The organism is Rhizobium sp. NZLR8, from assembly GCF_019685025.1.
Taxonomy (GTDB): Bacteria; Pseudomonadota; Alphaproteobacteria; order Rhizobiales; family Rhizobiaceae; genus Rhizobium.
In genome coordinates this window covers 576,392-600,292 of record NZ_JABDVY010000003.1, presented here as the reverse complement: position 1 = coordinate 600,292, position 23,901 = coordinate 576,392, and the positions used below count along the sequence as shown (strand labels likewise).

22 protein-coding genes and 3 pseudogenes are annotated in these 23,901 nt (G+C 59.6%); 13 read left to right on the top strand and 12 right to left on the bottom strand.

Annotation, left to right across the window (positions count from 1 at the left end):
* Positions 1-141: pseudogene (locus HJB89_RS10425) on the top strand (IS5/IS1182 family transposase); the annotation flags it as partial.
* Positions 128-691, top strand: a pseudogene (locus HJB89_RS10420) (DDE-type integrase/transposase/recombinase); the annotation flags it as partial. The pseudogenes HJB89_RS10425 and HJB89_RS10420, both read left to right, overlap by 14 nt.
* Here the strand turns inward: HJB89_RS10420 and HJB89_RS10415 are convergent.
* Positions 688-1,581 (bottom strand): LysR family transcriptional regulator, encoded by an 894-nt coding sequence (locus HJB89_RS10415; protein ID WP_207583815.1) that lies wholly within the window; start codon positions 1,579-1,581, stop codon positions 688-690. The pseudogene HJB89_RS10420 and the gene HJB89_RS10415 overlap by 4 nt on opposite strands.
* 105 nt (positions 1,582-1,686) lie before the next feature.
* Here HJB89_RS10415 and HJB89_RS10410 point away from each other — a divergent pair, with 105 nt between their 5' ends.
* Together HJB89_RS10410 and HJB89_RS10405 are read left to right on the top strand one after the other, a co-directional pair.
* A complete protein-coding gene (locus tag HJB89_RS10410; RefSeq protein WP_221149693.1) occupies positions 1,687-2,562 on the top strand; it encodes an NmrA family NAD(P)-binding protein in 876 nt (291 codons plus the stop codon).
* A gap of 31 nt (positions 2,563-2,593) precedes the next feature.
* Positions 2,594-2,854 carry a DUF2798 domain-containing protein gene (locus tag HJB89_RS10405; RefSeq protein ID WP_221115358.1) on the top strand — a complete coding sequence of 87 codons (261 nt, stop codon included), beginning with the start codon at positions 2,594-2,596 and terminating at the stop codon, positions 2,852-2,854.
* 304 nt (positions 2,855-3,158) lie between these two features.
* Here the strand turns inward: HJB89_RS10405 and HJB89_RS10400 are convergent, their stop codons facing one another.
* Both HJB89_RS10400 and HJB89_RS10395 read right to left on the bottom strand, forming a co-directional pair.
* Complete coding sequence (locus tag HJB89_RS10400; protein WP_259672001.1) at positions 3,159-3,794, bottom strand: NAD(P)-dependent oxidoreductase; 636 nt, start codon at positions 3,792-3,794, stop codon at positions 3,159-3,161.
* Positions 3,791-4,732, bottom strand: a complete 942-nt coding sequence (locus HJB89_RS10395; RefSeq protein WP_221149691.1) for an alpha/beta fold hydrolase — start codon at positions 4,730-4,732, stop codon at positions 3,791-3,793. Before HJB89_RS10395 ends, HJB89_RS10400 begins: the two co-directional genes overlap by 4 nt.
* Between HJB89_RS10395 and HJB89_RS10390 the strand changes: the two genes are divergently transcribed.
* The 4 genes from HJB89_RS10390 to rpmG all read left to right on the top strand — a co-directional run bounded on the left by HJB89_RS10390 (position 4,732) and on the right by rpmG (position 7,569).
* A complete protein-coding gene (locus HJB89_RS10390) occupies positions 4,732-5,169 on the top strand; it encodes a helix-turn-helix domain-containing protein (RefSeq protein WP_221149690.1) in 438 nt (145 codons plus the stop codon). The two genes, HJB89_RS10395 and HJB89_RS10390, sit on opposite strands and share 1 nt — an antisense overlap.
* Before the next feature lie 246 nt (positions 5,170-5,415).
* Entirely contained in the window at positions 5,416-5,868 is a 453-nt protein-coding gene (locus HJB89_RS10385) for a DUF983 domain-containing protein (RefSeq protein WP_221149700.1), read from the top strand.
* A gap of 255 nt (positions 5,869-6,123) precedes the next feature.
* Positions 6,124-7,308 carry an MFS transporter gene (locus tag HJB89_RS10380; protein ID WP_207583810.1) on the top strand — a complete coding sequence of 395 codons (1,185 nt, stop codon included), beginning with the start codon at positions 6,124-6,126 and terminating at the stop codon, positions 7,306-7,308.
* A gap of 93 nt (positions 7,309-7,401) precedes the next feature.
* Positions 7,402-7,569, top strand: a complete 168-nt coding sequence (gene rpmG / locus HJB89_RS10375; protein ID WP_007626161.1) for a 50S ribosomal protein L33 — start codon at positions 7,402-7,404, stop codon at positions 7,567-7,569.
* A gap of 745 nt (positions 7,570-8,314) precedes the next feature.
* Here the strand turns inward: rpmG and HJB89_RS10370 are convergent.
* Positions 8,315-9,688: a PleD family two-component system response regulator gene (locus HJB89_RS10370; protein WP_221115178.1), complete on the bottom strand. Its 1,374-nt coding sequence runs from the start codon at positions 9,686-9,688 to the stop codon at positions 8,315-8,317.
* An 18-nt stretch (positions 9,689-9,706) separates the two neighbouring features.
* Complete coding sequence (locus HJB89_RS10365; RefSeq protein ID WP_003547430.1) at positions 9,707-10,078, bottom strand: response regulator; 372 nt, start codon at positions 10,076-10,078, stop codon at positions 9,707-9,709.
* A 132-nt stretch (positions 10,079-10,210) separates the two neighbouring features.
* Here HJB89_RS10365 and HJB89_RS10360 point away from each other — a divergent pair, with 132 nt between their 5' ends.
* Both HJB89_RS10360 and HJB89_RS10355 read left to right on the top strand, forming a co-directional pair.
* Positions 10,211-10,519 (top strand): DUF3572 domain-containing protein, encoded by a 309-nt coding sequence (locus tag HJB89_RS10360; RefSeq protein ID WP_207583808.1) that lies wholly within the window; start codon positions 10,211-10,213, stop codon positions 10,517-10,519.
* Positions 10,520-10,521: 2 nt separating this feature from the next.
* Positions 10,522-11,199, top strand: coding sequence for a hypothetical protein (locus HJB89_RS10355; RefSeq protein WP_221115179.1), 678 nt, complete (start codon positions 10,522-10,524; stop codon positions 11,197-11,199).
* Here HJB89_RS10355 and HJB89_RS10350 read toward each other — a convergent pair.
* Positions 11,174-11,761: pseudogene (locus HJB89_RS10350) on the bottom strand (GNAT family N-acetyltransferase). The gene HJB89_RS10355 and the pseudogene HJB89_RS10350 overlap by 26 nt on opposite strands.
* 75 nt (positions 11,762-11,836) lie before the next feature.
* Between HJB89_RS10350 and HJB89_RS10345 the strand changes: the two are divergent.
* On the top strand, positions 11,837-13,129 hold the full coding sequence (locus HJB89_RS10345) for a DNA polymerase IV (RefSeq protein ID WP_207584290.1): 1,293 nt from the start codon (positions 11,837-11,839) through the stop codon (positions 13,127-13,129).
* A gap of 92 nt (positions 13,130-13,221) precedes the next feature.
* Positions 13,222-14,478: a L,D-transpeptidase family protein gene (locus HJB89_RS10340; protein ID WP_221115181.1), complete on the top strand. Its 1,257-nt coding sequence runs from the start codon at positions 13,222-13,224 to the stop codon at positions 14,476-14,478.
* Positions 14,479-14,517: 39 nt separating this feature from the next.
* Here the strand turns inward: HJB89_RS10340 and dnaE are convergent, their stop codons facing one another.
* The gene (dnaE, locus tag HJB89_RS10335) at positions 14,518-18,015 is read right to left on the bottom strand and encodes a DNA polymerase III subunit alpha (RefSeq protein ID WP_221131546.1); all 3,498 of its coding nucleotides are present in this window, start codon (positions 18,013-18,015) and stop codon (positions 14,518-14,520) included.
* A 501-nt stretch (positions 18,016-18,516) separates the two neighbouring features.
* On the opposite strand from dnaE, the gene HJB89_RS10330 reads away from it, so the two are divergent.
* Complete coding sequence (locus tag HJB89_RS10330) at positions 18,517-18,981, top strand: DUF5680 domain-containing protein (protein WP_221149689.1); 465 nt, start codon at positions 18,517-18,519, stop codon at positions 18,979-18,981.
* Between the two features lie 61 nt (positions 18,982-19,042).
* Here the strand turns inward: HJB89_RS10330 and HJB89_RS10325 are convergent, their stop codons facing one another.
* From HJB89_RS10325 to mce, 5 genes are all read right to left on the bottom strand, one after another.
* The gene (locus tag HJB89_RS10325) at positions 19,043-19,726 is read right to left on the bottom strand and encodes an ABC transporter ATP-binding protein (RefSeq protein ID WP_207583802.1); all 684 of its coding nucleotides are present in this window, start codon (positions 19,724-19,726) and stop codon (positions 19,043-19,045) included.
* A 14-nt stretch (positions 19,727-19,740) separates the two neighbouring features.
* Entirely contained in the window at positions 19,741-21,045 is a 1,305-nt protein-coding gene (locus HJB89_RS10320) for a lipoprotein-releasing ABC transporter permease subunit (RefSeq protein ID WP_221115183.1), read from the bottom strand.
* A gap of 15 nt (positions 21,046-21,060) precedes the next feature.
* Positions 21,061-22,383 (bottom strand): proline--tRNA ligase, encoded by a 1,323-nt coding sequence (gene proS, locus HJB89_RS10315; protein WP_221149688.1) that lies wholly within the window; start codon positions 22,381-22,383, stop codon positions 21,061-21,063.
* Between the two features lie 592 nt (positions 22,384-22,975).
* Positions 22,976-23,251 (bottom strand): DUF1467 family protein, encoded by a 276-nt coding sequence (locus HJB89_RS10310; protein ID WP_207583799.1) that lies wholly within the window; start codon positions 23,249-23,251, stop codon positions 22,976-22,978.
* Positions 23,252-23,495: 244 nt separating this feature from the next.
* Complete coding sequence (gene mce / locus HJB89_RS10305; protein ID WP_207583798.1) at positions 23,496-23,900, bottom strand: methylmalonyl-CoA epimerase; 405 nt, start codon at positions 23,898-23,900, stop codon at positions 23,496-23,498.
* Position 23,901: the final 1 nt, after the last annotated feature.

Below are 23,901 nucleotides of genomic sequence, written 5' to 3'. Positions count from 1 at the left end.
GCACTGAGCGAGGGCCTTGGCGAAGGGGCGACGCTGGGCGCCGACAAGGGCTACGACGCGGAAGCCTTCGTCGAGGAGTTGAAGGCTCGCAAGATCGTGCCGCATGTGGCGATCAATGGGACGGTGAACGGCCGAGGGCAAGCTCTATCTCTTTGTAGCAATTGACCGAACATCCAAGTTCGCGTTCGCAGAACTCTATACCAAAGCCGGCAAGATGAATGCTGCCCAGTTCTTGCGCAATCTGATCGCGGCAGTGCCTTACACCATTCACATCGTTTTGACCGACAATGGCATTCAGTTCACCAACCGAGCTTGTGATCGAAATGCCTTAGAGCACATCTTCGACTGGGTCTGCGACGATCACAGCATCGAGCATCGCCTGACCAAGGTGAAACACCCCTGGACCAGCGGACAGGTCGAGCGGATGAACCGAACGATCAAGGAAGGTGAAGCGGAACAGGAATCGATCCAGTGGATCGATTTCCCGCTGAACGTCAAGCGCTTCCACTACGACGATCATGCGCAATTGAAAAATCATCTGGCCGATTTTATCGACGCCTACAATTTCGGGCGCAGACTCAAGACGCTTAACGGCCTCACGCCTTACGAGTTCATCTGCAAACAATGGACTTTGGAGCCGGATCGATTCATCATCGATCCGATCCATCAAATGCCGGGACTAAACACCTAGAGACTATCAAGCTGTAGATTCTGGCTCAGTACGTCCAAAAAGCTCCGGATCTTGGCCGGAGGCAATCTGTTCTCCTGCCAAAGAGCATGAATCGGGACCGGTGCAGGCTCGTATTCCTTCAGAAGGACCTCGAGTTTGCCCTCATCAACAAGATGTTTGACCTGCCATAAGGGCGAGTAACCCACACCGAGACCCGCGACTGCGGCTGCATAAAGCGCGGTCATGGAGTTTGATTTGAATGATCCGCCTACCTTTATCGTCCTTCGCTTGCCGTCATCCTGAAAGACCCATTCACCGGGACTCCGATCAACAGTACGCACAAGGCAATCGTGGGCCGCGAGATCTTTCGGCGAAGCTGGCCGGCCCCGTGCCAAGAGATAGCCAGGTGATGCGAATACGACACGTCGCAAAGCACCCAGTCGTTTGGCCTGAAGACTTGAATCTGGCAGATCGCCAATTCGGACAACGAGATCGAGGCGTTCATCACTAAGATCGACGAAACGGTCGGAGAGCTGAAGATCTACATCCACATCCCGAAACCGCCGCATATAGTCCGCAATCATTGGAACAATAAAGTCCGGCCCGAACAGGACGGGCGCACCTATCCGCAACAGTCCCTTCGGCTCAAGCCGGCGGTCGGTTGCTTCGAGCACGCCCTCCCTTATTGCCTCAACGGCTGGCTTGATCCTGCGATAGAACGCATCGCCCGCTTCGCTCGGTACCAAACGCCTCGTGGACCGATGAATTAGCACCACCCCCACCTCCTGCTCCAATGCAGCCAATGAACGGCTGATAGATTGAAGAGGTTTTCCAAGCTCGCGGGCTGCTGCAGTCAGGCTATGGTATTCGACGATCGCGACGTACGCCTCGAGATCATGGAGTTGTTTCATTTATTATCTCATTTATTATGATAGTCTATCTCTGATTCAGACTATTATCACAGTTTTGGTAATTCGCTACCTTCGCACATACGCAAAAACCGGAGGAGTAGTCGAATGCCCGAAAGCAATCCCAAAGTGCTGGTGATAGGAGCCACCGGAAAATTCGCACGGCTGGTAATGCCCGCTCTAGCACGCCGAAACGTCACGGTTCGGGCGCTAGTACGATATCTCGCAAAAGATGTGCAGACCCAGGTGGGCGCCACGGTTGATGTTATTGAGGGTGACTTGCGCAATGCAGAAAGTCTTGACCGGGCATGTGATGGCGTCGATGGCGTTTTTTATATCGGACCAGCATTTGCGCCGGACGAAGCCGCGATGGGTGTCTCAATGATCGAGGCCGCTGAGCGCAGCGGAGTGCGCAAATTTGTTTTCTCATCGGTTATTCAGCCAACAAATACGCGGCTCAAGAACCACGCGAGCAAAATACCTGTGGAAGAAGCGCTCTATTCATCGCGTCTACAGTACACGATCCTTCACCCCGCGAACTTCATGCAGAACATCGCCCTCGCGTGGCCGAACGTGCTGGAGACGAGTACATTTTCCGAGCCATTCCCCAAGACCGCGCGCATTGCGCGTGTTGATTATCGAGACGTTGCCGACGTCGCTGCCGAGGCTCTGACTAGCGATCGACTGGCTTTCGCCACTCTCGAGCTTTGCTCTGAAGGACTTTACCACAGAGGTGATATTGCCGAAATGATGTCGGAAGCGCTTGGACGTCACGTCGAGGCTCTGGAACCTTCCTTTGCCGAGTGGGCATCGAGCGGGAATTTGCCGTACAACGACCATCAGCTGCATCTCCTTTCAAAGGTTCACGAGCATTATGCAAGGTTTGGGCTCGGCGGTAACAGTCTTACGCTAAGGGCGGCTTTGGGCGGCGAGCCGCGTTCCTTGCACCAGTTCATTGGCGACCTCAAGGCGGGACAATATTGATATGGCCAATTGGAACAAACGTGGTATCGCGATGACCGATCGGCGCAATAAAAATCCCAGATGGAAGAAGCTGCCAGCAGGCTACTCCAAACTTCTAATCCCGTTCGTTCTATCCCTAATGATGTCTGCAATAGTCTCGGCTGTGGCAACTGGCATGAGTGCTGGAAGCGCTTTTTTCGCGCACTGGCCCGGCGCATGGGCGGTGTCGTGGCTCGTAGCCTTCCCGAGCCTCCTCATGCTGATGCCGCTTGCACGTTGGATCGTTGGTGTCTTAGTCGAGCCCTTGCGCTGAATCGTCCTCTTTAATAGGTCAAGAGCGGCAGCGCGCTTCTGAGGATCTTCGCTCTTCCGGATACCGCGCCTGGAGCATTGTGGACCCCGCAACGATGGCCAAGGCCCAGTCCTCGAGCGTGGCTACTGCCAACTTCTTCTCGAGTAGGGGATCACGAGCGGCTGGTGTCATGCCGAAAGATTGCACCGCCGGTCGCCGAAGGGTTAACTTTACGGTGCTCATGGCTGTCGCCCCGGCGAAGCTTGCGTGTCAGCAGCGAGCACGGCATAGCGAAGCGCTGTGACAAGCCGTTAAGCTTCTGCCGTTAAGCTTCTGAAGCGAACGGAGCTTTTCGAACCCACCTGGCATAAATGAGCTCTTCAACAATCGCCTCGGCACCGGCCTCGTAGCTGATCGTCTCGGCCGGCACCGGCGGATCGACCCGAAGAGTGGCTGGCCTGGCGGGATCGGATGTCATCCGAGGTAATCGTATGACCGTCCAATTGAGGGTAGATTGCCGCAGCAGCCGCAGATGCCCCTCGCCGTCAAGAACCAGTCCGGGTATGTGCTGCATAGGAGCGGCACGCCGTTCAGCCATGTGGGGATGCTCCCTGCCAACCTCAATGTCGTCGCGCACAGCCGATCCCGTGACGGAAACGATGCGCGTGATCTCGAGCGCAGTCATCTCCGGGATCAGGTTCCTGACGGCGGCAGAGGTGACGTCCGCGATCTGTGCACCGGCACTTCCGAGCGTGGAAATCACCGCGTCGGCACCTGTGAGTAAGGCTCGAATCGCAGAAGGGTCATGGGCATCGCCATATACCGCCGTATAGTCGCTTTCAGCCGCGGCGAGTCCGTGGCTATGGACGAGGGCCCGAACCTGCATCTTCTGCCGGATAAGGTTTGCGACGATGCGGCTGCCCAAGCGGCCGCTGCCACCTAGTATCGCTACACAGGTCATGACGGTGATCGATCCGAAAGAAAGCTCGCAATCGGGCCGATAAGGTGCCGCCCAGCTTCCTCAGCAACGTTGTGACCGACATCGTCGAGCGTAATGAGACGGTGGTCCGTGAACACCTCCGTCCAGCGTGGAAGCAGCGGCGTGCAACCAGGGTCCTTCATTCCCCAGATCAGGAGTATTGGCCGGTCCTTTAAGGTGTGACGCCGCGCCCAGATCTCAGCCAGCCAAGAGCTTTCCCCGACGATGGCGCGCGGGAAAACCCATGTGCCCTTGCGCTCGGCCGCCGTTGGAAACGGCGCCAGATATTGCGCGTGGACCTCTGGACCCAGCCTCGAGGAATCTCCGAACGAGGCTTTAAGAAGCACGCGAGGAAACAAATTGAGGTGCTTGCACAGCATCCGTCCGAACGCACTTCCGATAATATGGCTGAAGCGTCGAACGGCCGGATACTCCCGCACATCGAAGAACCAGCTATTCGATGCGATGATCCGACTCACTCTCGATGGATTGGCGACCGCGTAGCTGAGCGCGATCGGACCGCCCCAATCCTGAAAGACGAGGGTAATGTTCTTGAGATCGAGCCCTTCGATGAATCGACCAAGATTGGCCGAGTGGAATTGAGGGAGATAGGACAGGTGAGGCGGCTTGTCGGAAAGGCCGAACCCGAGATAATCGAGCGCAATGCAGCGATGAGTCGAAGAAAAATGACGGATGAGGTGGCGGTATTCAAACGACCAGCTGGGATTGCCGTGCGCGAATAGGAGAATATCACCCTCGCCCTCATCAATATAGTGCATCCTTCCATCGGGAAGATCGAACCACTTTGAGGTGAATGGATAGGCTTCACGGTCAACCCATGCCGGCATCGAAAGTGCTGGCATCGAAAGGGCGGGACCGCTAAACTCGGCGGGTACTGTTGGTTCTTCGGAGGTCATCATTGGAGGATATTAGCGAGCTGCACCCAGGTGCCTCAACGCACCGCGAGGTTCCCTTATTGGTCTCAGAGCCAGAGTCCTCCGAGCACGACCCCGCATCCTGCCCGCTTGATGTCGCGATCAACACCATCGGCGGACGGTGGAAGCTCCATATTTTGCGCGTACTAGTGCTTTCCGGACCGCGTCGATACAATGCGCTGCTCGTGGCGATCGAAGGCATCAGTGCCAAGGAGTTGACCCGGAATCTGAGAGAGCTCGAAACGGCAGCACTCGTGGCGCAAATCGATGTTGAAAGCCGGAAGGCATATACCTTGACGCCGTTAGGCATTGAGATCGAAGCGCCGTTTCGGGCCCTTGGGATATTCGGAGTAGCACTGGCGAAACAGCGGGATAGCCGCCGTCGCAACAAGTTGAATGAGACTGGCTTTTTCCAGCGTTAGCACCATCTGGTGGACAGACGGTGCGGTCACCTCAAAGTGGCCATGCATATCGGCTTCTGCGAGAGGGCGTTTGAAGATCCTGGTGTAGGCATAAATGGAGGCCAGATATTGGCCCTGCAGCTGCGTGAACTGTGGCACGCTGGGGCGAGGCTCGTTGCCAAACGTTTGATTCATTTGCGTTTAACCTGTATTTCATCGCATCAGAAGGCTCAAATGACATTCTTTAGCTCCGAAGAGGAACATGCGATGCGCACACCGACCGATCCGGCTGTCCGCTACGGGGATATGCCTGAGGTCGAGCGTCCGGTTGGGCGCTCCATCATGCGGGGGCTGATGAACCGCTGCCCGGCTTGCGGCAGCGGCAAGCTCTTTCGCGCCTTTCTGAAGCCGGTCGATCATTGCGCAGCCTGCGGCGAGGCGATGTATCACCAACGCGCGGACGACCTGCCGCCCTATATCGTCATCCTCGTTCTCGGCCACGTCGTGGTCGGTGGCTATATGCTGACCGACATGACCTTCGTGCTGCCGGTATGGGCGCATCTTGCCATCTGGGCGCCGATCACCGTCATCACCGCGCTTGCCTCGATCCAGCCGATCAAGGGCGGCGTCATCGGCCTGCAATGGGCGTTGCGCATGCACGGTTTCGGTGGAGAGAGTGACGGTTCCGACGATTATGACATCCCCGGCCGGTCGGATTAGCGCCTTCACCTTCCAGACATATTTGACGTGTAGTGCCAGCGCTCCACCGATCACCACCCGAACGCGGCGGCCGACGATCCTCAACGATTTGACATGGTAAGCTTTTCTTGTCTGAACAGGCTTTACATTCCGCAGGTGGTCACTCACATCGGACATATTGCGAAACGCTGCCCGTCACCCGGATTTGGCACGTCTGTGTCTATCTGTGTGAGGTGACCGGCCGATTCGCGCGCGTAGCTTTCTAAGGATGGATAAATGTCTCAGCCGAGAAACGGCACACCGGGCGATGTCGAAGAAATCCATTGGCCTTCTCTGGTGGCAGCCATCTCGTCCATTTCTGCCGTTGGCATAGCAATCGGCCTCGGACTTCCGCTTCTCAGCATCATCCTCGAAAAACGCGGCATCTCGTCCACCCTGATCGGGCTCAACACGGCAATGGCCGGGGTCGCGGCGATGGCCGCCGCGCCGATCACCACTAGGCTCGCCCATAAATACGGCGTTGCGCCGACAATGCTCTGGGCCGTGCTGATTTCGGCGCTGAGCGCGCTCGGTTTTTATTATGCCCAGGATTTCTGGATGTGGTTTCCACTGCGTTTCGCTTTCCATGGCGCGACGACGACGCTGTTCATCCTCTCCGAATTCTGGATCAATGCCGCTTCGCCGCCTTCCAAACGCGGCTTCGTGCTCGGCATCTACGCGACCGTGCTTTCCCTCGGCTTCGCGGCCGGGCCGCTGCTGTTCTCGATTCTCGGCAGCGACGGCATCTTCCCCTTCCTGATCGGCGCCTGCGCCATCCTGCTGGCCGCCATTCCGATCTTCATAGCCCGCGACGAAAGCCCGGTGCTCGAGGAAAAACCGGAGTTGCATTTCATGCGCTACGTTTTCCTGGTGCCGACGGCGACGGCGGCGGTCTTCATCTTCGGCGCGGTCGAAGCGGGCGGCCTGTCGCTTTTCCCGATCTTTGCTGTGCGGGCCCATTTTACCGAATCGCAGGCAGCACTTCTGCTCACCATGATGGGCGTCGGCAACGTCATCTTTCAGATCCCGCTCGGCCTGCTCTCCGACCGCATCGCCGATAAGCGGCCGCTTCTGGCCGGCATGGCGCTGATGGGGTTCATCGGCGCGATGGTGTTGCCGGTGCTGCTCGACAACTGGCTGCTGATGGCCGGGCTGCTGCTTTTCTGGGGCGGCTGCGTCTCCGGTCTCTATACGGTCGGGCTTAGCCACCTCGGCTCGCGGCTGACGGGCTCCGACCTTGCGGCGGCCAATGCCGCCTTCATCTTCTGTTACGCTATGGGAACCGTCGCCGGGCCGCAGGCGATCGGCGCAGCGATCGATGTCGCCGGAAATAACGGTTTTGCCTGGGCGATTGCCGCGTTCTTCGGTCTCTACGCCCTACTTTCCGGCATCAGACTGATGTTCATTCGAAAACGGACTTGACTTTTCGGGCGAGATTCGTAGTTTCGCGCCAGAATTTGCCGTGGAGCCCATCCGGTTTCCACGGCTTTCATTTTCCTTAAAGGCAGGACGACCATGGCCAAGGCTACAACAATCAAGATCAAGCTGCTGTCGACAGCCGACACCGGTTTCTTCTATGTCACGACGAAGAACAGCCGTACGATGACGGACAAGATGACGAAGACGAAGTACGACCCGGTTGCACGGAAGCACGTCGAGTTCAAGGAAACCAAGATCAAGTAGTCACTTGATCTCAGGATTTCAAAAAAGCGCGCGCCCTCGGGTTGCGCGTTTTTTGTTGTCCAGGTGATCGCCTTTAAAGATGATAGCGCAAACAGAAAAACGCCGCCCTTCCATCTTCGGGAAGTGGCGGCGTTTTCTTGAAAGGGGGTCGGCCAGCATGCAAAACGGCACGAGGAACCGCTATAACTTGCCTACTAGCCGACCGACCCCACGACCCAGGAGATGCGGCGGACCTGAGCATCATGGGGTATCGACAACTCCTCAACGGGAGCGCTTCTCTTATGAGCCGATAATTTGCGCAAAAATGAAAGAAAATCAACAAATTCTTAATGATGATTTTTGCGGACTTGATTCTATGGTTAAAAGTCCAGTTTTGGTGCATACAAAGATTGGTCGGCTCTGCTTGGGCTCGAAGCGTAGGCATCCACGCTTCGAAGAAATTCTACACTATAACGTAATAACTTACCCATCCCCTCCCCTTAGGTGAGGTGGCTCCATCGCACTGTATTTCGCCCTATCGGCATGGGGAATTTTTTATAGTCGCTATTTCATTTTTAGCTATGGCCGCACACTTTCAAGACTATCGGGCAGCGGCGCATCGGCAGCAAAGCCGGAAATCCATTTTTGGGCTATTTGGCGGCAAAATTTTCACCCCGCGCCATGCGGGCGGGCATTAAAAATCGGTAATAATTCGCTTACCACTGTGGAAAACCCGTAGACGGCACAGAAGGCGACAGATGATTCGTCAGGCGGCTGCGGCGACAACGCGGTTGCGGCCGGTATTCTTGGCCTCGTAAAGAGCCAGATCGGCCTGCTTCATCAGCTGGTCCGGAGTCAGCACCGCTGCAATACGCGAGGCGATGCCGAAGGACGCGGTGACGTTCAGCGCCTCACCGGCGTGTTTCAGCATGAAGGGAGCGCTTTCGATCGCCGTGCGCAGGCGCTCGGCGACAGCGGCGGCTATCTCAGGCGAGGTGTCGGGCATTACAACGACGAATTCCTCCCCGCCGTAGCGGCAGGCAAGGTCGGCACCGCGAATGGTCGAACGGACGCGATTTGCAAATTCCCGCAGCACTTCGTCGCCGCCGTCATGGCCATAGGTATCGTTGACCTGCTTGAAGCGGTCGATATCGGTGATCAGCACCGAAAGCGGCCGGCCGCGCGCCATTGAACGGTTGAAGAGCACGTTCAGATGATTGTCGAGATAGCGCCGGTTATAGAGGCCGGTCAGCGGATCGGTTACCGCAAGCTCGATCGTCTGCTTGACGCTGGCGCGCAGACGGTCGTTGTAGCGCTTGCGGCGGATCTGCGTCAGGCTGCGGGCAACCAGCTCGTTGGGATCGACCGGGCGGATGATGTAGTCGTTGACGCCGAGATCGAGCGCGCGCACGACCATCTCGTCAGCGCCCTGCTCGGTGATGATCAGGATCGGCAGGAAGCGCGTGCGCTCCAGCGAGCGCAGCTGCGAGCAGAGGCGAAGCGGATCGTAATCGTCGAAATTGGCGTTGACGATGACGAGATCGAACGCGCTTTCGGCCGCCTCGAAGAGGGCGGCCTGCGGATCGGAGAGGGCAAGCACGTCGGCAACGGGCTTCAGCGCTCTGATAAGGCGCTCCTGCGAATTGGCGCGGCCGTCGACGAGCAGGACCTGAGCGGTCTCGTCGGCGCGGCCCTCGACTGCCCGCGTGAGGTCGTCGATGCCCATCGTATGGGCGGTGTCGGCGCGAATGCGCAGCTCGTCGCTCAACGTCTTCAACCGCAGCAGGCTCTTCACCCGTGAGATCAGCTGCAGATCGTTGACCGGCTTGGTGAGGAAATCGTCGGCGCCAGCCTTCAGACCGCGGACGCGATCGGCCGGCTGGTCGAGCGCGGTGACCATGACGACGGGAATATGCGCGGTCTTCTGGCTGGCTTTCAGCCGCTCGCAGACCTCGAAACCATCTATGCCGGGCATCATGATATCGAGCAGGATGAGATCGACCTGGTTGCGCTCGCAGATCGCCAACGCCGTGTAGCCGTCGGCCGCGGTCATGACGTCGAAATACTCCGCGAGCAGCCGCGCTTCGAGCAGCTTCACATTGGCCGGAATATCGTCCACCACCAGTATTCGCGCAGTCATAGGTGTCTTTCCGATGCGTCAGGCATCGCCCAGATAGGTCTTGATCGTCTCGATGAATTTCGGAACCGAGATCGGCTTGGAAACATAGGCCTCACAGCCGCCCTGGCGGATCCGCTCCTCGTCGCCCTTCATCGCGAAAGCCGTGACGGCAATGACGGGAATGACGTGCAGCTCGTCGTCTTCCTTCAGCCATTTCGTGACTTCGAGGCCGGAAACCTCGGGAAGCTGAATATCCATCAGGATGAGGTCGGGGCGATGCTTGCGCGCCAGATCGAGCGCCTCCATGCCATTTCTGGTCTGGATCGTGGTGTACCCGGACGCCTCGATGAGGTCGCGAAAGAGCTTCATGTTGAGCTCGTTATCTTCTACAATCATCACCTGTTTGGGCATGACAAGCTGTCCCTACGTCCGTTCAAGCAGCGGTTGGTCCCATGAGAAAGGCACATGCGGACAATAGCTCCGTGAAACCGATAGCGCACGCTAGCGGTATTTGGTTGAAGAAAAGGTAACTTACCCCTCGAAATGCAAAGCAACTTCAAGACTTCGAAACAACAGGCCGCCGACCCGCACGCAACCGCGATCGCCGTGCTCGGTTGGCTCGCCGGCGATCCCGACATGTTCGGCCGATTCCTCGCCCTGACGGGTGTCGCGCCCGGCCAGGTGCGCAACGCCGTCGACGACCCGGGATTCCTTGCCGGCATGATGGATTTCCTGATGAACCACGAACCGACGGCGATGGCTTTCTGCGCTGCGAGCGGCATCAGCCCGGAGACGGTGACCGCCGCCTGGCGGCATTTCTCTTCGCCGGGTCTCGATTCCGGAGAATACTGACCGTGGCCTGCACTCCGGACCTCGATGTCTCGCATATCCGCCTCGGCGAACGCCCGTTGATCGTCTGCGACGTCGACGACGTCGTGCTGCAGTTCATCGGTCCTTTCCAGCTTTTCCTTCAAAGCCAGGGACACGCGTTTCTGCCGCGATCGTTTAAGCTTCACGGCAACATCGTCTCGCAGGAGGATGGCGCGGAGATCGAGGATCCGCAGGTCAGCCGGCTGATCGAGGAATTCTTCGAGGCGCAGGAGCTGTGGCAGACGCCGCTCGACCGCGTCGTCGAAACGCTCGACCGGCTTTCGCAGGAGGCCGACGTGCTTTTCCTGACGGCGATGCAGCCGCGGTTCCAGGATCAGCGCCGCCGCCTGCTCGACAGGCTGGGCCTGCTTTTTCCGCTGCTTGCCACCGAGCAGCCGAAGGGGCCGATCGTTCACGCCTTGCATGCCAGCCGCTCCCTTCCCGTCGTCTTCATCGATGATATGGCGCGCAATCTGCATTCCGTCAGGGATCACGTCGCCGATTGCCTGCTGATTCATCTGATGCCGAACTCGCCCGTCCATCGTTTCGCACCGGCTGCCGCTGACGACATCAGCCGCGCCAGCGACTGGACGCATGCGGCCGAATTGATCGAGGCGCATTTTCTTTCCGGCGCTCTCATGCGCGCAGTTCCAGCCGCATGAGCGGACGGCCATCCTTGCGCCGTGCCACCATCTCGAATCCGGCCGCATCGAAGATCGCCGTCGAGCCGACGCAGAGGGTCACGGATTTCGACTGCTTCACATGATCGATCGGACAGGCTTCGAGCAGCCGCGCTCCCTGGCGCCGCGCATGGTCGATCGCAAGGGAAAGCAGGCGATGGCTCATTCCCTTGCCACGCAGTCCGGGCAGCAGGAAGAAGCAGCTGACGGCCCAGATGGATGGATCATGCGCATCACCCTCCTCCAGCGGCCGCGAGACGGTGCGCGGCGAATTGAACTGCGGCACGTCATGGCGCGGCCCGACCTGCACCCAGGCAACCGGTGCGCCATCCGCATAACAGAGAATGCCCGGCGGCGGCCCCGCCTTGATCCGGTCCTGCATATGCGCCTTGCGCTCCTCGGTCGCCATCTTCGTTCTTATCGCATGCGGCAGGCGCAGCGCGACGCACCAGCAATTATAGAAGGCACCTTACGGCCCGAACAGGATTTCGAAGTCGCCCCAGCGTTCTGGCGTTACCGGCTCGAAACGAAGATCGTTATCCAAAGGCAAAGCTCCCGCCTCTCTTGAGACTCGGAAGCTTAGGGCGTAATGTTGCGGCGTTCAATCTTTGTTCTCATGATGACGCCCACGCCCGACAAGACACCCGGCTTCTGTCGCGACTGCCTTGCCGAGCAGAAGGGCGAGGCGCGCCGTTGTGTGTCCTGCGGCAGCCCCCGCCTGGTGCGCCATCGCGAGCTCTACGCATTGACGCTTGCGCATATTGATTGCGACGCCTTTTACGCGGCCGTCGAGAAACGCGACAATCCGGAACTTGCCGACAAGCCGGTGATCATCGGCGGCGGCAAACGCGGCGTCGTCTCCACCGCCTGTTATATCGCCCGCATCCACGGCGTGCGTTCGGCGATGCCGATGTTCAAAGCGCTGGAAGCATGCCCCGAGGCGATCGTCATCAGGCCCGACATGGAGAAATATGTCCGGGTCGGGCGCCAGGTGCGCGCCATGATGCAGGATCTGACGCCGCTGGTGCAGCCGCTGTCGATCGACGAAGCCTTCCTCGAGCTTGGTGGCACCGAGAGGCTGCATCACGATCCGCCGGCGCGCACCCTCGCCAAATTCGCCCGCCGGGTCGAAAAGGAAATCGGCATCAGCGTTTCGGTCGGGCTTTCCTATTGCAAATTCCTCGCCAAGGTTGCCTCCGACCTGCACAAGCCGCGCGGCTTTTCCGTCATCGGCCGTGAAGAAGCGGTCGAGTTCCTGGCGCCGCGCCCCGTCACCACCATCTGGGGCGTCGGCAAGGCCTTTGCGGCGACGCTGGAGGCAGATGGCATCCGTACCATCGGCCAGTTGCAGCAGATGGAGGAAAACGACCTGATGCGCCGCTACGGCAGCATCGGCCAGCGGCTCGCCCGGCTGTCGCGTGGCATCGACGACCGTGAAGTGCATCTCAACGATGCGGCCAAGAGCGTTTCGTCCGAGACGACCTTCTTCGACGACATCTGGCGTTATGACGATCTGGTGCCGATCCTGCGCAACCTCTCCGAAAAGGTCTCCTGGCGGCTGAAGAAAAGCGGCATTGCCGGCCAGACCGTCGTCCTGAAGATGAAGAGCGCCGATTTCAAATCGCGCACCCGCAACCGCAAGCTCGAAGACCCGACCCAGCTTGCCGACAGGATCTTCCGCACCGGGCTCGAGCTTCTCGAAAAAGAAACTGATGGCACGAAGTTCCGACTGATCGGCATCGGCGTCAGCGATCTCGGCGATGCCGCGCGCGCCGATCCGCCCGATCTCATCGACCGGCACTCCGGCCGGCGAGCGGCCGCCGAAGCGGCGATGGACAAGCTGCGCGACAAGTTCGGCAAGAACACGGTCGAGACCGGCTACACCTTCGGCAGCGGCAAGCGCGATCACTAAGGCGTGAGCCCGGGCTGCCGCGCAGCCTATAAAATCTTCCTTAAACTTCGTCCCATAGTGTGCCTTGCAAGTATTGCGTATGGTTGGGTATCATGTTCTCGCGTCTCGTCTTCGGCCTCGGCTTGCTGTCGGCCACCGCACTCGTGCACCCTGCCCTTGCCGCAGATGCGCGCACGCTGCAGATCATCGTCTCGAAGGACAGGCAGTCGCTTGCGGTCTATGACGGTACCGAGGTCGTCGCGACCTCGAAGGTCTCGACCGGCAAGGACGGGCACACGACGCCGAGCGGCATCTTCTCGGTGCTCGAAAAGCAGAAATACCATGAATCCAATCTCTATTCGGCGGCGCCGATGCCGTTCATGCAAAGGCTGACCTGGTCCGGCATTGCGCTGCACGAATCGAATTCTGTGCCGCGTTATCCGGCCTCACATGGCTGCGTGCGCATGCCGGGCGCCTTTGCAAAGATGCTCTACGGGATGACCGAGCCCGGCATTCCCGTCATCATCAGCGACGGCCAAGTGGCGCCGCAGCCGATCGACCATCCGACCCTTTTCCATCGGCAAGCGCCGGCGCCGATGCTGCTGCTTTCAGATGTCGAACTGCGGCCCTCGATGCCCGACAGTCCGGGCACACCGGTGCAGGTGGCGATGAACGATACGGCGGCCATGCCGATGCCGGCAGCTTCGCCGATCACCGCGCACGAACCCGAGCCGCCGTCCGAGCCGATCAGCATGCTGATCACCCGCCGCACGCTGCGCGAGACGATCATCGACATCCAGGCCTTGCTCAACCAGCTCGGCTTTTCCGCCGGCGATCCGGACGGCTTGCTCGGGCCGTCGACCGTGCAGGCGATCAAGACTTTCAAGACGCTGCGGCCGGCCGAATTTGTCGGTGACAGAAGTCTGGTCTCCGACGCGCTCCTGAGGGAAGTCTATGCCGCGGCGGGCAAGGGTGAACCGCCGAACGGCGTCATCATGGTGCGCCGGGCGTTCAAGCCGATCTTCGAAGCGCCGGTGACCATCGCCGATCCGGGCTTGGCGCTTGGCACACATTTCTTCACGCTGCATGCGGTCGATGAAACGGCCGGCACGGCGGACTGGCTCGGCATCACGCTGGAAAACAATCTCTCCCGCGAGACGATGAAGCGGCTCGGCATCACCAACCAGGAAAGCTCGATCATCACCGGCAGGCCGATTGTCCGGTCGCTCAGCCGCATCACGATCCCGGAGGAGACCCGCCGCAGGATCGACGCGCTGATCGCGCCCGGCTCGACGCTGACGATCTCCGATACCGGCCTTGGCCGTGACACCGGCGACGGCACGGATTTCATCACCATTACGCGTGGCTGATCACGATCACCCAGATTTGATCACCATCAGCCGGGGTGATCAGACAAGCTCGACATCGACGACACCGGGGGCGGCGCGAAGAGCGGCGGCGATCTCCGGGGTGATGCGGTATTTCTCCGCCAGCGCCACTTCCACCTCGCGTTTGCCCTCCTCCTTGATGACGATGAAGGACACGAGGCCGTCGCCCTTGGCGTTGAGATGACCGGCGACCATCTTCAGCGGTCCGGAATCGCGGACATAGACGCGCAGCGCCTTCTGCATCTGCAGCGACTTTTCCTCCAGCGACTGGATCGTCTGGATGCGCAAGCCGATGCCTTCCGGCCGCTCCTCGCCGGTTGCGGTCAGCACGAAGGATTTTCCCGACTCCAGCACGTCGCGATACTGGTTGAGCATTTCCGAAAACAGCACCGCCTCGAACTGGCCGGAGGAGTCGGAAAAGACGATGATGCCCATCTTGTTGCCGGTGCGGGTCTTGCGCTCCTGCTTCGAAATGACGGTGCCGGCGAGGCGCGCATTGAAGGCGCCCTGTTTGATTGCTTGGGAAAATTCGGCAAAGGTCTGCACCCGCATCTTCTGCAGGAGGTTGCTGTAGGAATCGAGCGGGTGGGCTGTGAGATAGAAGCCCAGCACCTGGAATTCCTTGAGCAGCCGCTCGGAGGCAAGCCAGGGCGAGAACGGCGGCAGGGAGATTTTTTCCGGCCCCGAGGTCAGGGTGCTGCCGAAAATGTCCGACTGGCCGCTCAGCTTGTTCTCTTGGGCGCGCTGGGCATAACCGAGGATGCGGTCGAGGCCGGCCGAAAGCTGGGCGCGGTCGGTGCCGAAACAATCGAAGGCGCCGGCAAAAATTAGGCTTTCAAGCACGCGGCGATTGACCTGGCGCGGATCGATGCGCAGGCAGAAATCCTCGATGCCGGCAAAAGGCTTGTCGCCACGCACCTCGACGATATGGTCGACGGCGGATTCGCCGACGCCCTTGAGGGCGGCGAGCGCATAATAGATGCGGTTGGCGCCGGTCTGGAAATGGCGGAAGGAGGTCTGCACCGAGGGTGCGATCACTTCGATACCGAGGCGCTTGGCATCCTGGCGGAAATCGTTGACCTTTTCGGTGTTGGACATGTCGAGCGTCATCGAGGCGGCGAGGAATTCGACCGGATAATGCGCCTTCATATAGGCCGTCTGGTAGGAGACGATGGCGTAGGCAGCGGCATGCGACTTGTTGAAGCCGTAATTGGCGAACTTCGCCAGCAGTTCGAAGATATTGTCGGCCTGCGGCTTCGATACGCCGTTCTTGACGGCGCCGACGACGAAGCGTTCGCGCTGCTGGTCCATCTCGGCCTTGATCTTCTTGCCCATGGCGCGGCGCAGAAGATCGGCTTCTCCGAGCGAGTAACCGGACAGGACCTGGGCGATCTGCATCACCTGTTCCTGGTAGACGATGACGCCTTGGGTTTCCTTGAGCAGGTGGTCGATCATCGGATGGATCGATTCCAGCTCTTCTTCACCGTGCTTGCGGGCATTGTAGGTCGGGATGTTCTCCATCGGACCCGGACGGTAGAGCGCCACCAGGGCGATGATGTCCTCGATGCAGTCCGGCTTCATGCCGATCAGCGCCTTGCGCATGCCGGCACTTTCCACCTGGAACACGCCGACCGTCTCGCCGCGCGACAGCATCTCGTAGGTCTTCTTGTCGTCGAGAGGGATCGCCGCGAGATCGACCTTGACGCCGAGCTTGGCGACAAAATCGACCGCGACCTTCAGCACCGTCAGCGTCTTCAGGCCAAGAAAGTCGAATTTGACCAGGCCGGCCTGCTCTACCCATTTCATGTTGAACTGGGTGACCGGCATGTCGGAGCGCGGATCGCGATACATCGGCACCAGCTTGGAAAGCGGGCGGTCGCCGATGACGATGCCGGCGGCATGCGTCGAGGCATGGCGGTAAAGCCCCTCGATCTTCTGGGCAATGTCGAGCAGGCGCGCGACGACCGGCTCCTTCGCCGCCTCCTCCTGCAGCTTCGGCTCCTCCTCGATCGCTTTGGACAGCGGCGTCGGATTGGCCGGATTGTTCGGCACGAGTTTGCAGATCTTGTCTACCTGGCCGTAAGGCATTTCCAGCACGCGGCCGACATCGCGAAGGGCGGCGCGCGCCTGCAGCGAACCGAAGGTGATGATCTGCGCCACCTGCTCGCGGCCATACTTGGCCTGGACGTAGCGGATCACCTCTTCGCGGCGGTCCTGGCAGAAGTCGATGTCGAAGTCCGGCATCGAGACGCGTTCCGGATTGAGGAAGCGCTCGAAGAGCAGCGAAAACCGCAGCGGATCGACGTCGGTGATCGTCAACGCGTAGGCGACCAGGGAACCTGCGCCCGAACCGCGGCCCGGGCCGACCGGTATATCCTGCTGCTTGGCCCATTTGATGAAGTCGGCAACGATCAGGAAGTACCCGGGAAAACGCATGCGCTCGATGACGCTGAGTTCAAAATCCAGTCGCTCGCGATATTCCTTTTCCTCGTAACCCGGCGACATGCCGAGCGTCGAAAGCCGCATGTCCAGCCCTTCGACTGCCTGGCGGCGCAGTTCGCTCGCCTCGGCGCGTTCGGCCTCCTCGGGATCGTCGGTCGCACCGGTGAAGCGCGGCAGGATCGGCTTTCGCGTCTTCAGCACGAAGGAGCAACGCTTGGCGATCTCGATGGTGTTTTCCAGCGCTTCCGGCAGATCGGCGAAGAGCTTGGCCATCTCGGCCCGGCTCTTCAGATAATGGTCCGGGGTCAGGCGAAAGCGGCTATCGTCGGAGACGATGGCATTGTGGGCGACCGCCATCAGCGCATCATGGGCGTCGTAATCGTCGCGTGTCGGAAAGAAGGCCTCGTTGGTCGCAACCAGCGGCAGGTCGTTGAGATAGGCAAGCCCGACGATCCTCTGCTCATGGCGCTTGTCGTAGGTACCGTGCCGCTGCAGCTCGACATAGAGCCGGTCGCCAAAGAGACGCTTCAGCGCAAGCAGCCGGACTTCCGCCTGGGCTGCATGGCCCTCCTTGATCGCCACGTCGACAGGCCCGGTCAGGGCGCCGGTCAGGGCGATCAACCCTTCTGTGCCGGCCTCTTCCAGCCAGGAGGCCTTGATATGAATGGCCTGGTTGCTTTCGCCGCCGAGATAGGCGCGGCTGACGAGGTCGACGAGCCGTTCGTAACCGGCATCGGTGGCAGCGAGAAGAACGATCGACGGCAGCTTGATCAGGGCCTGCTGGCCGCCGCGCTTTTCCGTTTCCAGCCCGTCTTCCATGTCGATCGAGACCTGGCAGCCGATGATCGGCTGCAGGCCCTCCTCCATCGCTTTCTGGGAGAATTCCAGCGCGACGAACAGATTGTTGGTGTCGGTAATGGCGATCGCCGGCTGGCTGTCGCCGGTCGCCTTGTAAAGGATCTTCTTCAGCGGCAAGGCGCCTTCGAGAAGCGAATAGGCGGAGTGGACCCTCAGGTGGATGAAGCCCGGCGTGCCGCCGGTCACCTCAGCCGTTGAACCCTTTGCCGTATCCGCCATGCCATGCCTTCCCAATCACCCGAATGAATCGGACGCATTGTCGGCATAGAGGGCGAAGATGTCCAGAAGAAGTCCCGCGTCCGGACCGCATGATTGCCATGCGGTCCCCTGAAAAGTTTAGATTGCCATGACGATGAGCGAGAAGCTGGCAACGAACATTGCGATGGAGGTGAATGCTGCGATATCACGGATCATGTCAGTCATTTGGCTCTCCTTTACTTGTTATGTTTTCAATTTGTTCGATGTTTGTTCCGTTGTCAACAGGAATCTTTTCCTTCTTTCTTGCGTTAGAAAATCCCGGGATGCGCATTGCGATTCGGTAAGGTCCGGGACGCGATCTGATGAGGAGCGATGTTGTTTCGCGATCTGCCGTAGATCGTGACATGGTCGCCAGACGGCCGACCTCCTCTCAAGACGACCCGCTTGTCTCGGCTGATGTTCTTTTTTTGTTCTTTACAGATCACTGCATATTTGCCAGCATCCGGCCGAGAGGAGAACGACATGCTCGACATTGCGATGCTGAACGAATTCGTCGTGGAGGCGAAGGCTGCGACCTATGGCGGCAGCGGCGTGCCGCGCGCGCCCTGCCGGCCGGGTGCCCACGATATGGGCTATGAGCGCGGCGACTGGCGCTATCTCGACAGCTATTTCGGCGGCACCGATTTCGCCGGACAGGAGGTGGTGTGGTTTGCCGGCGAGCCCGTGTGGGTGATGAACTATTTCGGTTGGATCGTCGCACCAGATCTCATCGACGGCGCTACCGCCGGGGCGGTGATCAAAGCGGCACTTTCAGCCATGTATCGGCAGGGGCGCTTTCTCGGCGGGATGGAATTCGATCATCCAACGGGCCGCTATCTCGACCGCAGCGAAGGCGGTTGCGAGCGGTTCAGCGGCCACGAATGCATCATGGTAGACGGCCAGAAGGCCTATATGCTCGATTATCGCGGCGGGCTGGTCATCCCGTAATCGCCGCGTTAGATTTTGCAGCGTTATCCCGGAACCGCTGCACACGTCCGGGCGACATGCTCTAGAAATCGACGACCTTGCCATCCGCGATCGTCACGCGCCGATCCATGCGGCGGGCGAGCTCGTGATTGTGGGTGGCGATGAGGGCCGCGAGGCCGGACTGGCGCACCAGCGCTTCCAGCGCATCGAAGACGTAACTTGCCGTTTCCGGGTCGAGGTTGCCGGTCGGCTCGTCGGCAAGAAGCAAGCTCGGCGCATTGGCGACGGCGCGGGCGATCGCGACGCGCTGTTGCTCGCCGCCGGAAAGCTCGCCAGGGCGATGGGCGCCACGATGGCCGATGCGCATATAATCGAGAAGCTGGCCCGCCCGCTCACCGGCCTCCTTCCAGGACAGCCCAGCGATCAGCTGCGGCATCATGATGTTCTCGAGTGCGGAAAATTCCGGCAACAGGTGGTGGAATTGGTAGACGAAGCCGATCTCGCTGCGGCGGATCGCGGTACGTTTCTCATCGCTCAGGCCGTCGCAGGCATGGCCGTTGATGCTGACTTCACCGCCATCGGGATGTTCCAAGAGGCCGGCGACATGCAGCAGGGTCGACTTGCCCGTGCCGGAGGGAGCAACGAGAGCGACGATCTCGCCTTTCGACAGCGAGAAATCCGCGCTCTTCAGTATCGGGAGCAGCGTATCGCCCTGCCCGTAATGGCGCTCGACGCCGGTAAGCTTGAGAACGACGTTGCGTTTCATGAAGGCGGCATTCCTTATTCGTAGCGCAGGGCCTGCACCGGATCGAGCCTGGAGGCGCGCCAGGCCGGGAAGATGGTCGCGATGAAGGAGAGCGTCAGCGCCATGACGACGATCGAGATGGTTTCGCTGAGATCCATCTCGGCCGGCAGCTGGCTGAGGAAATAGACCTGCGGATTGAAGATCACGGTGCCCGAAATCCAGGAGAAAAACTGGCGGATGGATTCGATGTTGACGCAGACGAGGACGCCGAGCAGAACGCCGGCAACGGTGCCGACGATACCGATCGCCGCCCCGGTCATGAAGAAGATGCGCATGATCGCGCCGGCGCTGGCGCCCATGGTGCGCAGAATGGCGATATCGCTGCCCTTGTCCTTCACCAGCATGATGAGGCCGGAGATGATGTTCAACGCCGCGACAAGCACGATCAGCGTCAGAATCATGAACATGACGTTGCGCTCGACCTGCAGCGCCGAAAAGAAGGTCTGATTGCGCTGGCGCCAGTCGGTGAGGTTGATCTGGCGGCCTGCCGCTTCCTCCACCTTGGGCCTCAGAGTGTCGATATCGTCGGGGTGGTCGACGAAAAGCTCGATCGACTGCACCAGTCCCTCGGCATTGAAATAAAGCTGCGCTTCCTCGAGCGGCATGAAGATGATCGAGGAATCATATTCCGACATGCCGATCTCGAAGAGGCCGGAGATCTTGTAGGACTTGACGCGCGGGCTGACGCCCATCGGCGTAATGTCACCATCCGGCGAGGTCAGGGTGATGAGGTCGCCGACGCTCAGGCCGAGTTGGTTGGCCATGCCGGTGCCGATCAGCACGCCTTGGCCGGAGGCATAACCCACCATGTCGCCTGATTTGATGTTGTCGGAGATGGTCTTCAGCTTGGTCAAGTCCTCGGCGCGGGCGCCGCGCACCAAAGCACCGGTGCTGCCGCCAGCTTGGGCCGAGGCAAGCACCTGGCCTTCTACCAAGGGCAGCGCCATTTTGACGCCGGGCACGGCGGCCAGCCTGCTGGAGAGGTCGGGATAATCGGTGAAGGGACCATCGGACGGCTGGACGATCATGTGGCCGTTAATGCCGAGGATGCGCGAGACGAGCTCGGTGCGGAAGCCGTTCATCACGGCCATGACGATGATCAGCGTCGCAACGCCGAGCGTGATGCCGACGAAGGAAAAGCCGGCGATGACCGAGATGAAGGCTTCCTTGCGGCGGGCGCGCAGATAGCGCCACGCCACGAGGCGTTCGAAGGTGGAAAATGGCTTGCCAGCCGGACCCAAGCCGGATTTTGAACTCCGGTCCACTGCTGCCTCTGCCATTTCGCCTCCGTTTCCTTAAGCCACGAACCTGTTGATCGCCGCTTCGATGGTCATCGTTTCGCGGGCGCCGGTCTTGCGGTCCTTCACCTCGACTTCGCCGTTGGCGACCGCGCGCGGGCCGGCGATGATCTGGACGGGCACACCGATCAGGTCGGCGGTCGCGAATTTCGTGCCGGCCCGGTCGTCGGTATCGTCGTAGAGCACATCCTTGCCGGCCTTGGTCAGCGCGGCATAGATCAGCTCGCAGGTATCGTCGCAGGCCTGATCGCCTGCCTTCATGTTGATCACCACGACATCAAAGGGCGCCACCAATGCCGGCCAGATGATTCCGTTGTCGTCATGCGAGGCTTCGATGATGGCGGGAACAAGGCGCGTCGGGCCGATACCGTAGGAACCCATGTGAACGAAATGTTCCTTGCCGTCGGGTCCCTGCACTTTCGCGCCCATCGGCTCGGAATATTTCGTGCCGAAATAGAAGATATGGCCGACCTCGATGCCGCGCGCCGAAAGGCGGTCGCCTTCGGGAACGGCGTTGAAGGCCGCCTCGTCATGCATTTCCGAGGTCGCCGCATAGAGCGATGTCCATTTGTCGAAGATCGCCTGCAGGCCTTCGACGCTGTCGAAATCCGTGCGTTCGTCGGGCGTATCAAAGCCGACGAAATCCTTGTGGCAGAACACCTCGGATTCGCCGGTGTCGGCGAGGATAATGAATTCATGGCTGAGCTTGCCGCCGATCGGGCCGGTATCGGCGCGCATCGGAATGGCGCGCAGGCCGAGCCGGTCGAAGGTTCTGAGGTAGGCGGCGAACATCTTGTTGTAGGAATGCTCCGCCGCTTCACGCGTCAGATCGAAGGAATAGGCATCCTTCATCATGAATTCGCGCGAGCGCATGGTGCCGAAGCGCGGGCGGATCTCGTCGCGGAACTTCAGCTGGATGTGATAGAGATTGAGCGGCAGGTCCTTGTACGACTTGACGGAGGAGCGGAAAATATCCGTCACCATCTCCTCGTTGGTGGGGCCATAGAGCATCGGCCGATCCTGGCGGTCCTTGATGCGCAGCATCTCCTTGCCGTAGGCGTCGTAGCGGCCGCTCTCCTGCCAGAGTTCGGCCGACTGCAGGGTCGGCATCGAAAGCTCGATGGCGCCGGCGCGGTTCTGCTCGTCGCGGATAATGGCGTTGACCTTGTCGAGCACGCGTTTGCCGAGCGGCAGCCAGGAATAGATGCCCTGCGACTGCTGGCGGATCATGCCGGCGCGCAACATCAGCCGGTGGGAGACGATTTCCGCCTCCTTGGGGTTTTCCTTGAGGATGGGCATGAAATAGCGGGACAGACGCATGGCGGATTCCGAAGCAGTTGAGATCCCGCCGTAAGCGGAATCGAAAGACAGTGGTGGATGTCGGGAGCGTTCATAGCCGCTTCGCGGCAGGAAGGAAACCCGCAACGAACGTTGGCAACCTCCCCGGAGCGCATGTTCGCAGCCCCAAAATGGAAGGGCGTCGAAAAGCGCGTGTTTATAAGGACTTGAACGAAAATCTTGTCAACAGAAAAATTTTACTAGAGTGTAGCAAAAATGCAAAAAAAGCTAATGACAAAGCCCAATGTTTGAGCTAGCTTTAGCTCACAAAACAGGCAAGAGAGATAAATTCTTGCCAAATTCGCGGTCAAGTCTTGGGAGGATCAGATCTTAGGCGCGCTCGTCGCTGCCCCGGCAACGGTTACAGATCACGCGATACTTAAAACAAGGCTTTTAGCCTTGTTTTTTTTTGGCTTTTCGACTTCACCCTACCCTAAAAATCCAAACAACTTCCGTAAGGGAATGATCCTCATTCCCTTACGCCAGCTCTTTGCCGCAATCGCATGACGCTGGTGTGACGAAGTTCGCTTTTTAGTGATATACATCTGCCCAAAGTTTGGGCAAAAGCTAGCTCTTAATAGAAGCTCGGCCCGAGTTGTGGAAGAGCATCGAAGCCCCAGCCGAAATAGGTGTCGCAGACATACCAGAGGCCGTAGATCAGAGCGGAAATCACCGTCGTCAGTGAAAAGACGAAGGCGGCACGAAACCGGCTGGGCGCGCTCGGAACGGTGCCGAAAACGACGTCATTGTCCTCAGCCTGGGTGCGCAGGCCGATCGGCAGGACGGCAAACAGCGTCATCCACCAGACGATGAAGTAGACGGCAAATCCCTGAAGAAATGTCTGGAGCATTGTGGTTCCCGGTGGTGTCGCGCTAAAGCGCGTCGCGATCTTTCAGATTCGCTCCTTGCGCTTTAGCTCTTTGTTTTACGCATGTCGTTGCCGCAAAACCGCTGCACACTTTTGCGCGACATGCTTTAGAGGACGGCAACAGACGTTCTGTCACTTTGAGTTAAGCGCCCTTATACGGCGGAATGGCAGCCAACTCAAAGCGGATGACGCGCATAGCCGCCTCGGAGGCATTCTGCCGCAGGGGTCACGCCTGTTCGAGTTCGATCAGCGTGCCGAAGAAATCCTTGGGATGCAGAAACAGCACCGGTTTGCCATGCGCGCCGGTTTTCGGCTGGCCGTCGCCGAGTACCCTTGCCCCGGCCTCGACCAACCGGTCACGGGCGAGAATGATATCATCCACCTCGTAGCAGATATGGTGCATCCCGCCAGACGGGTTCTTTTCGAGGAAGGCTCCGATCGGCGAGGTATCGCCGAGCGGTTGCAGCAATTCGACCTTGGTGTTCGGCAATTCGACGAAGACGACGGTGACGCCGTGTTCCGGCAGAGCCTGCGGCTGCGATACGGCAGCGCCTAGCGTGTCACGATAGGCGGCCGTTGCCGCGGCCAGATCGGCGACGGCAATGGCGACATGGTTCACGCGGCCAAGCATG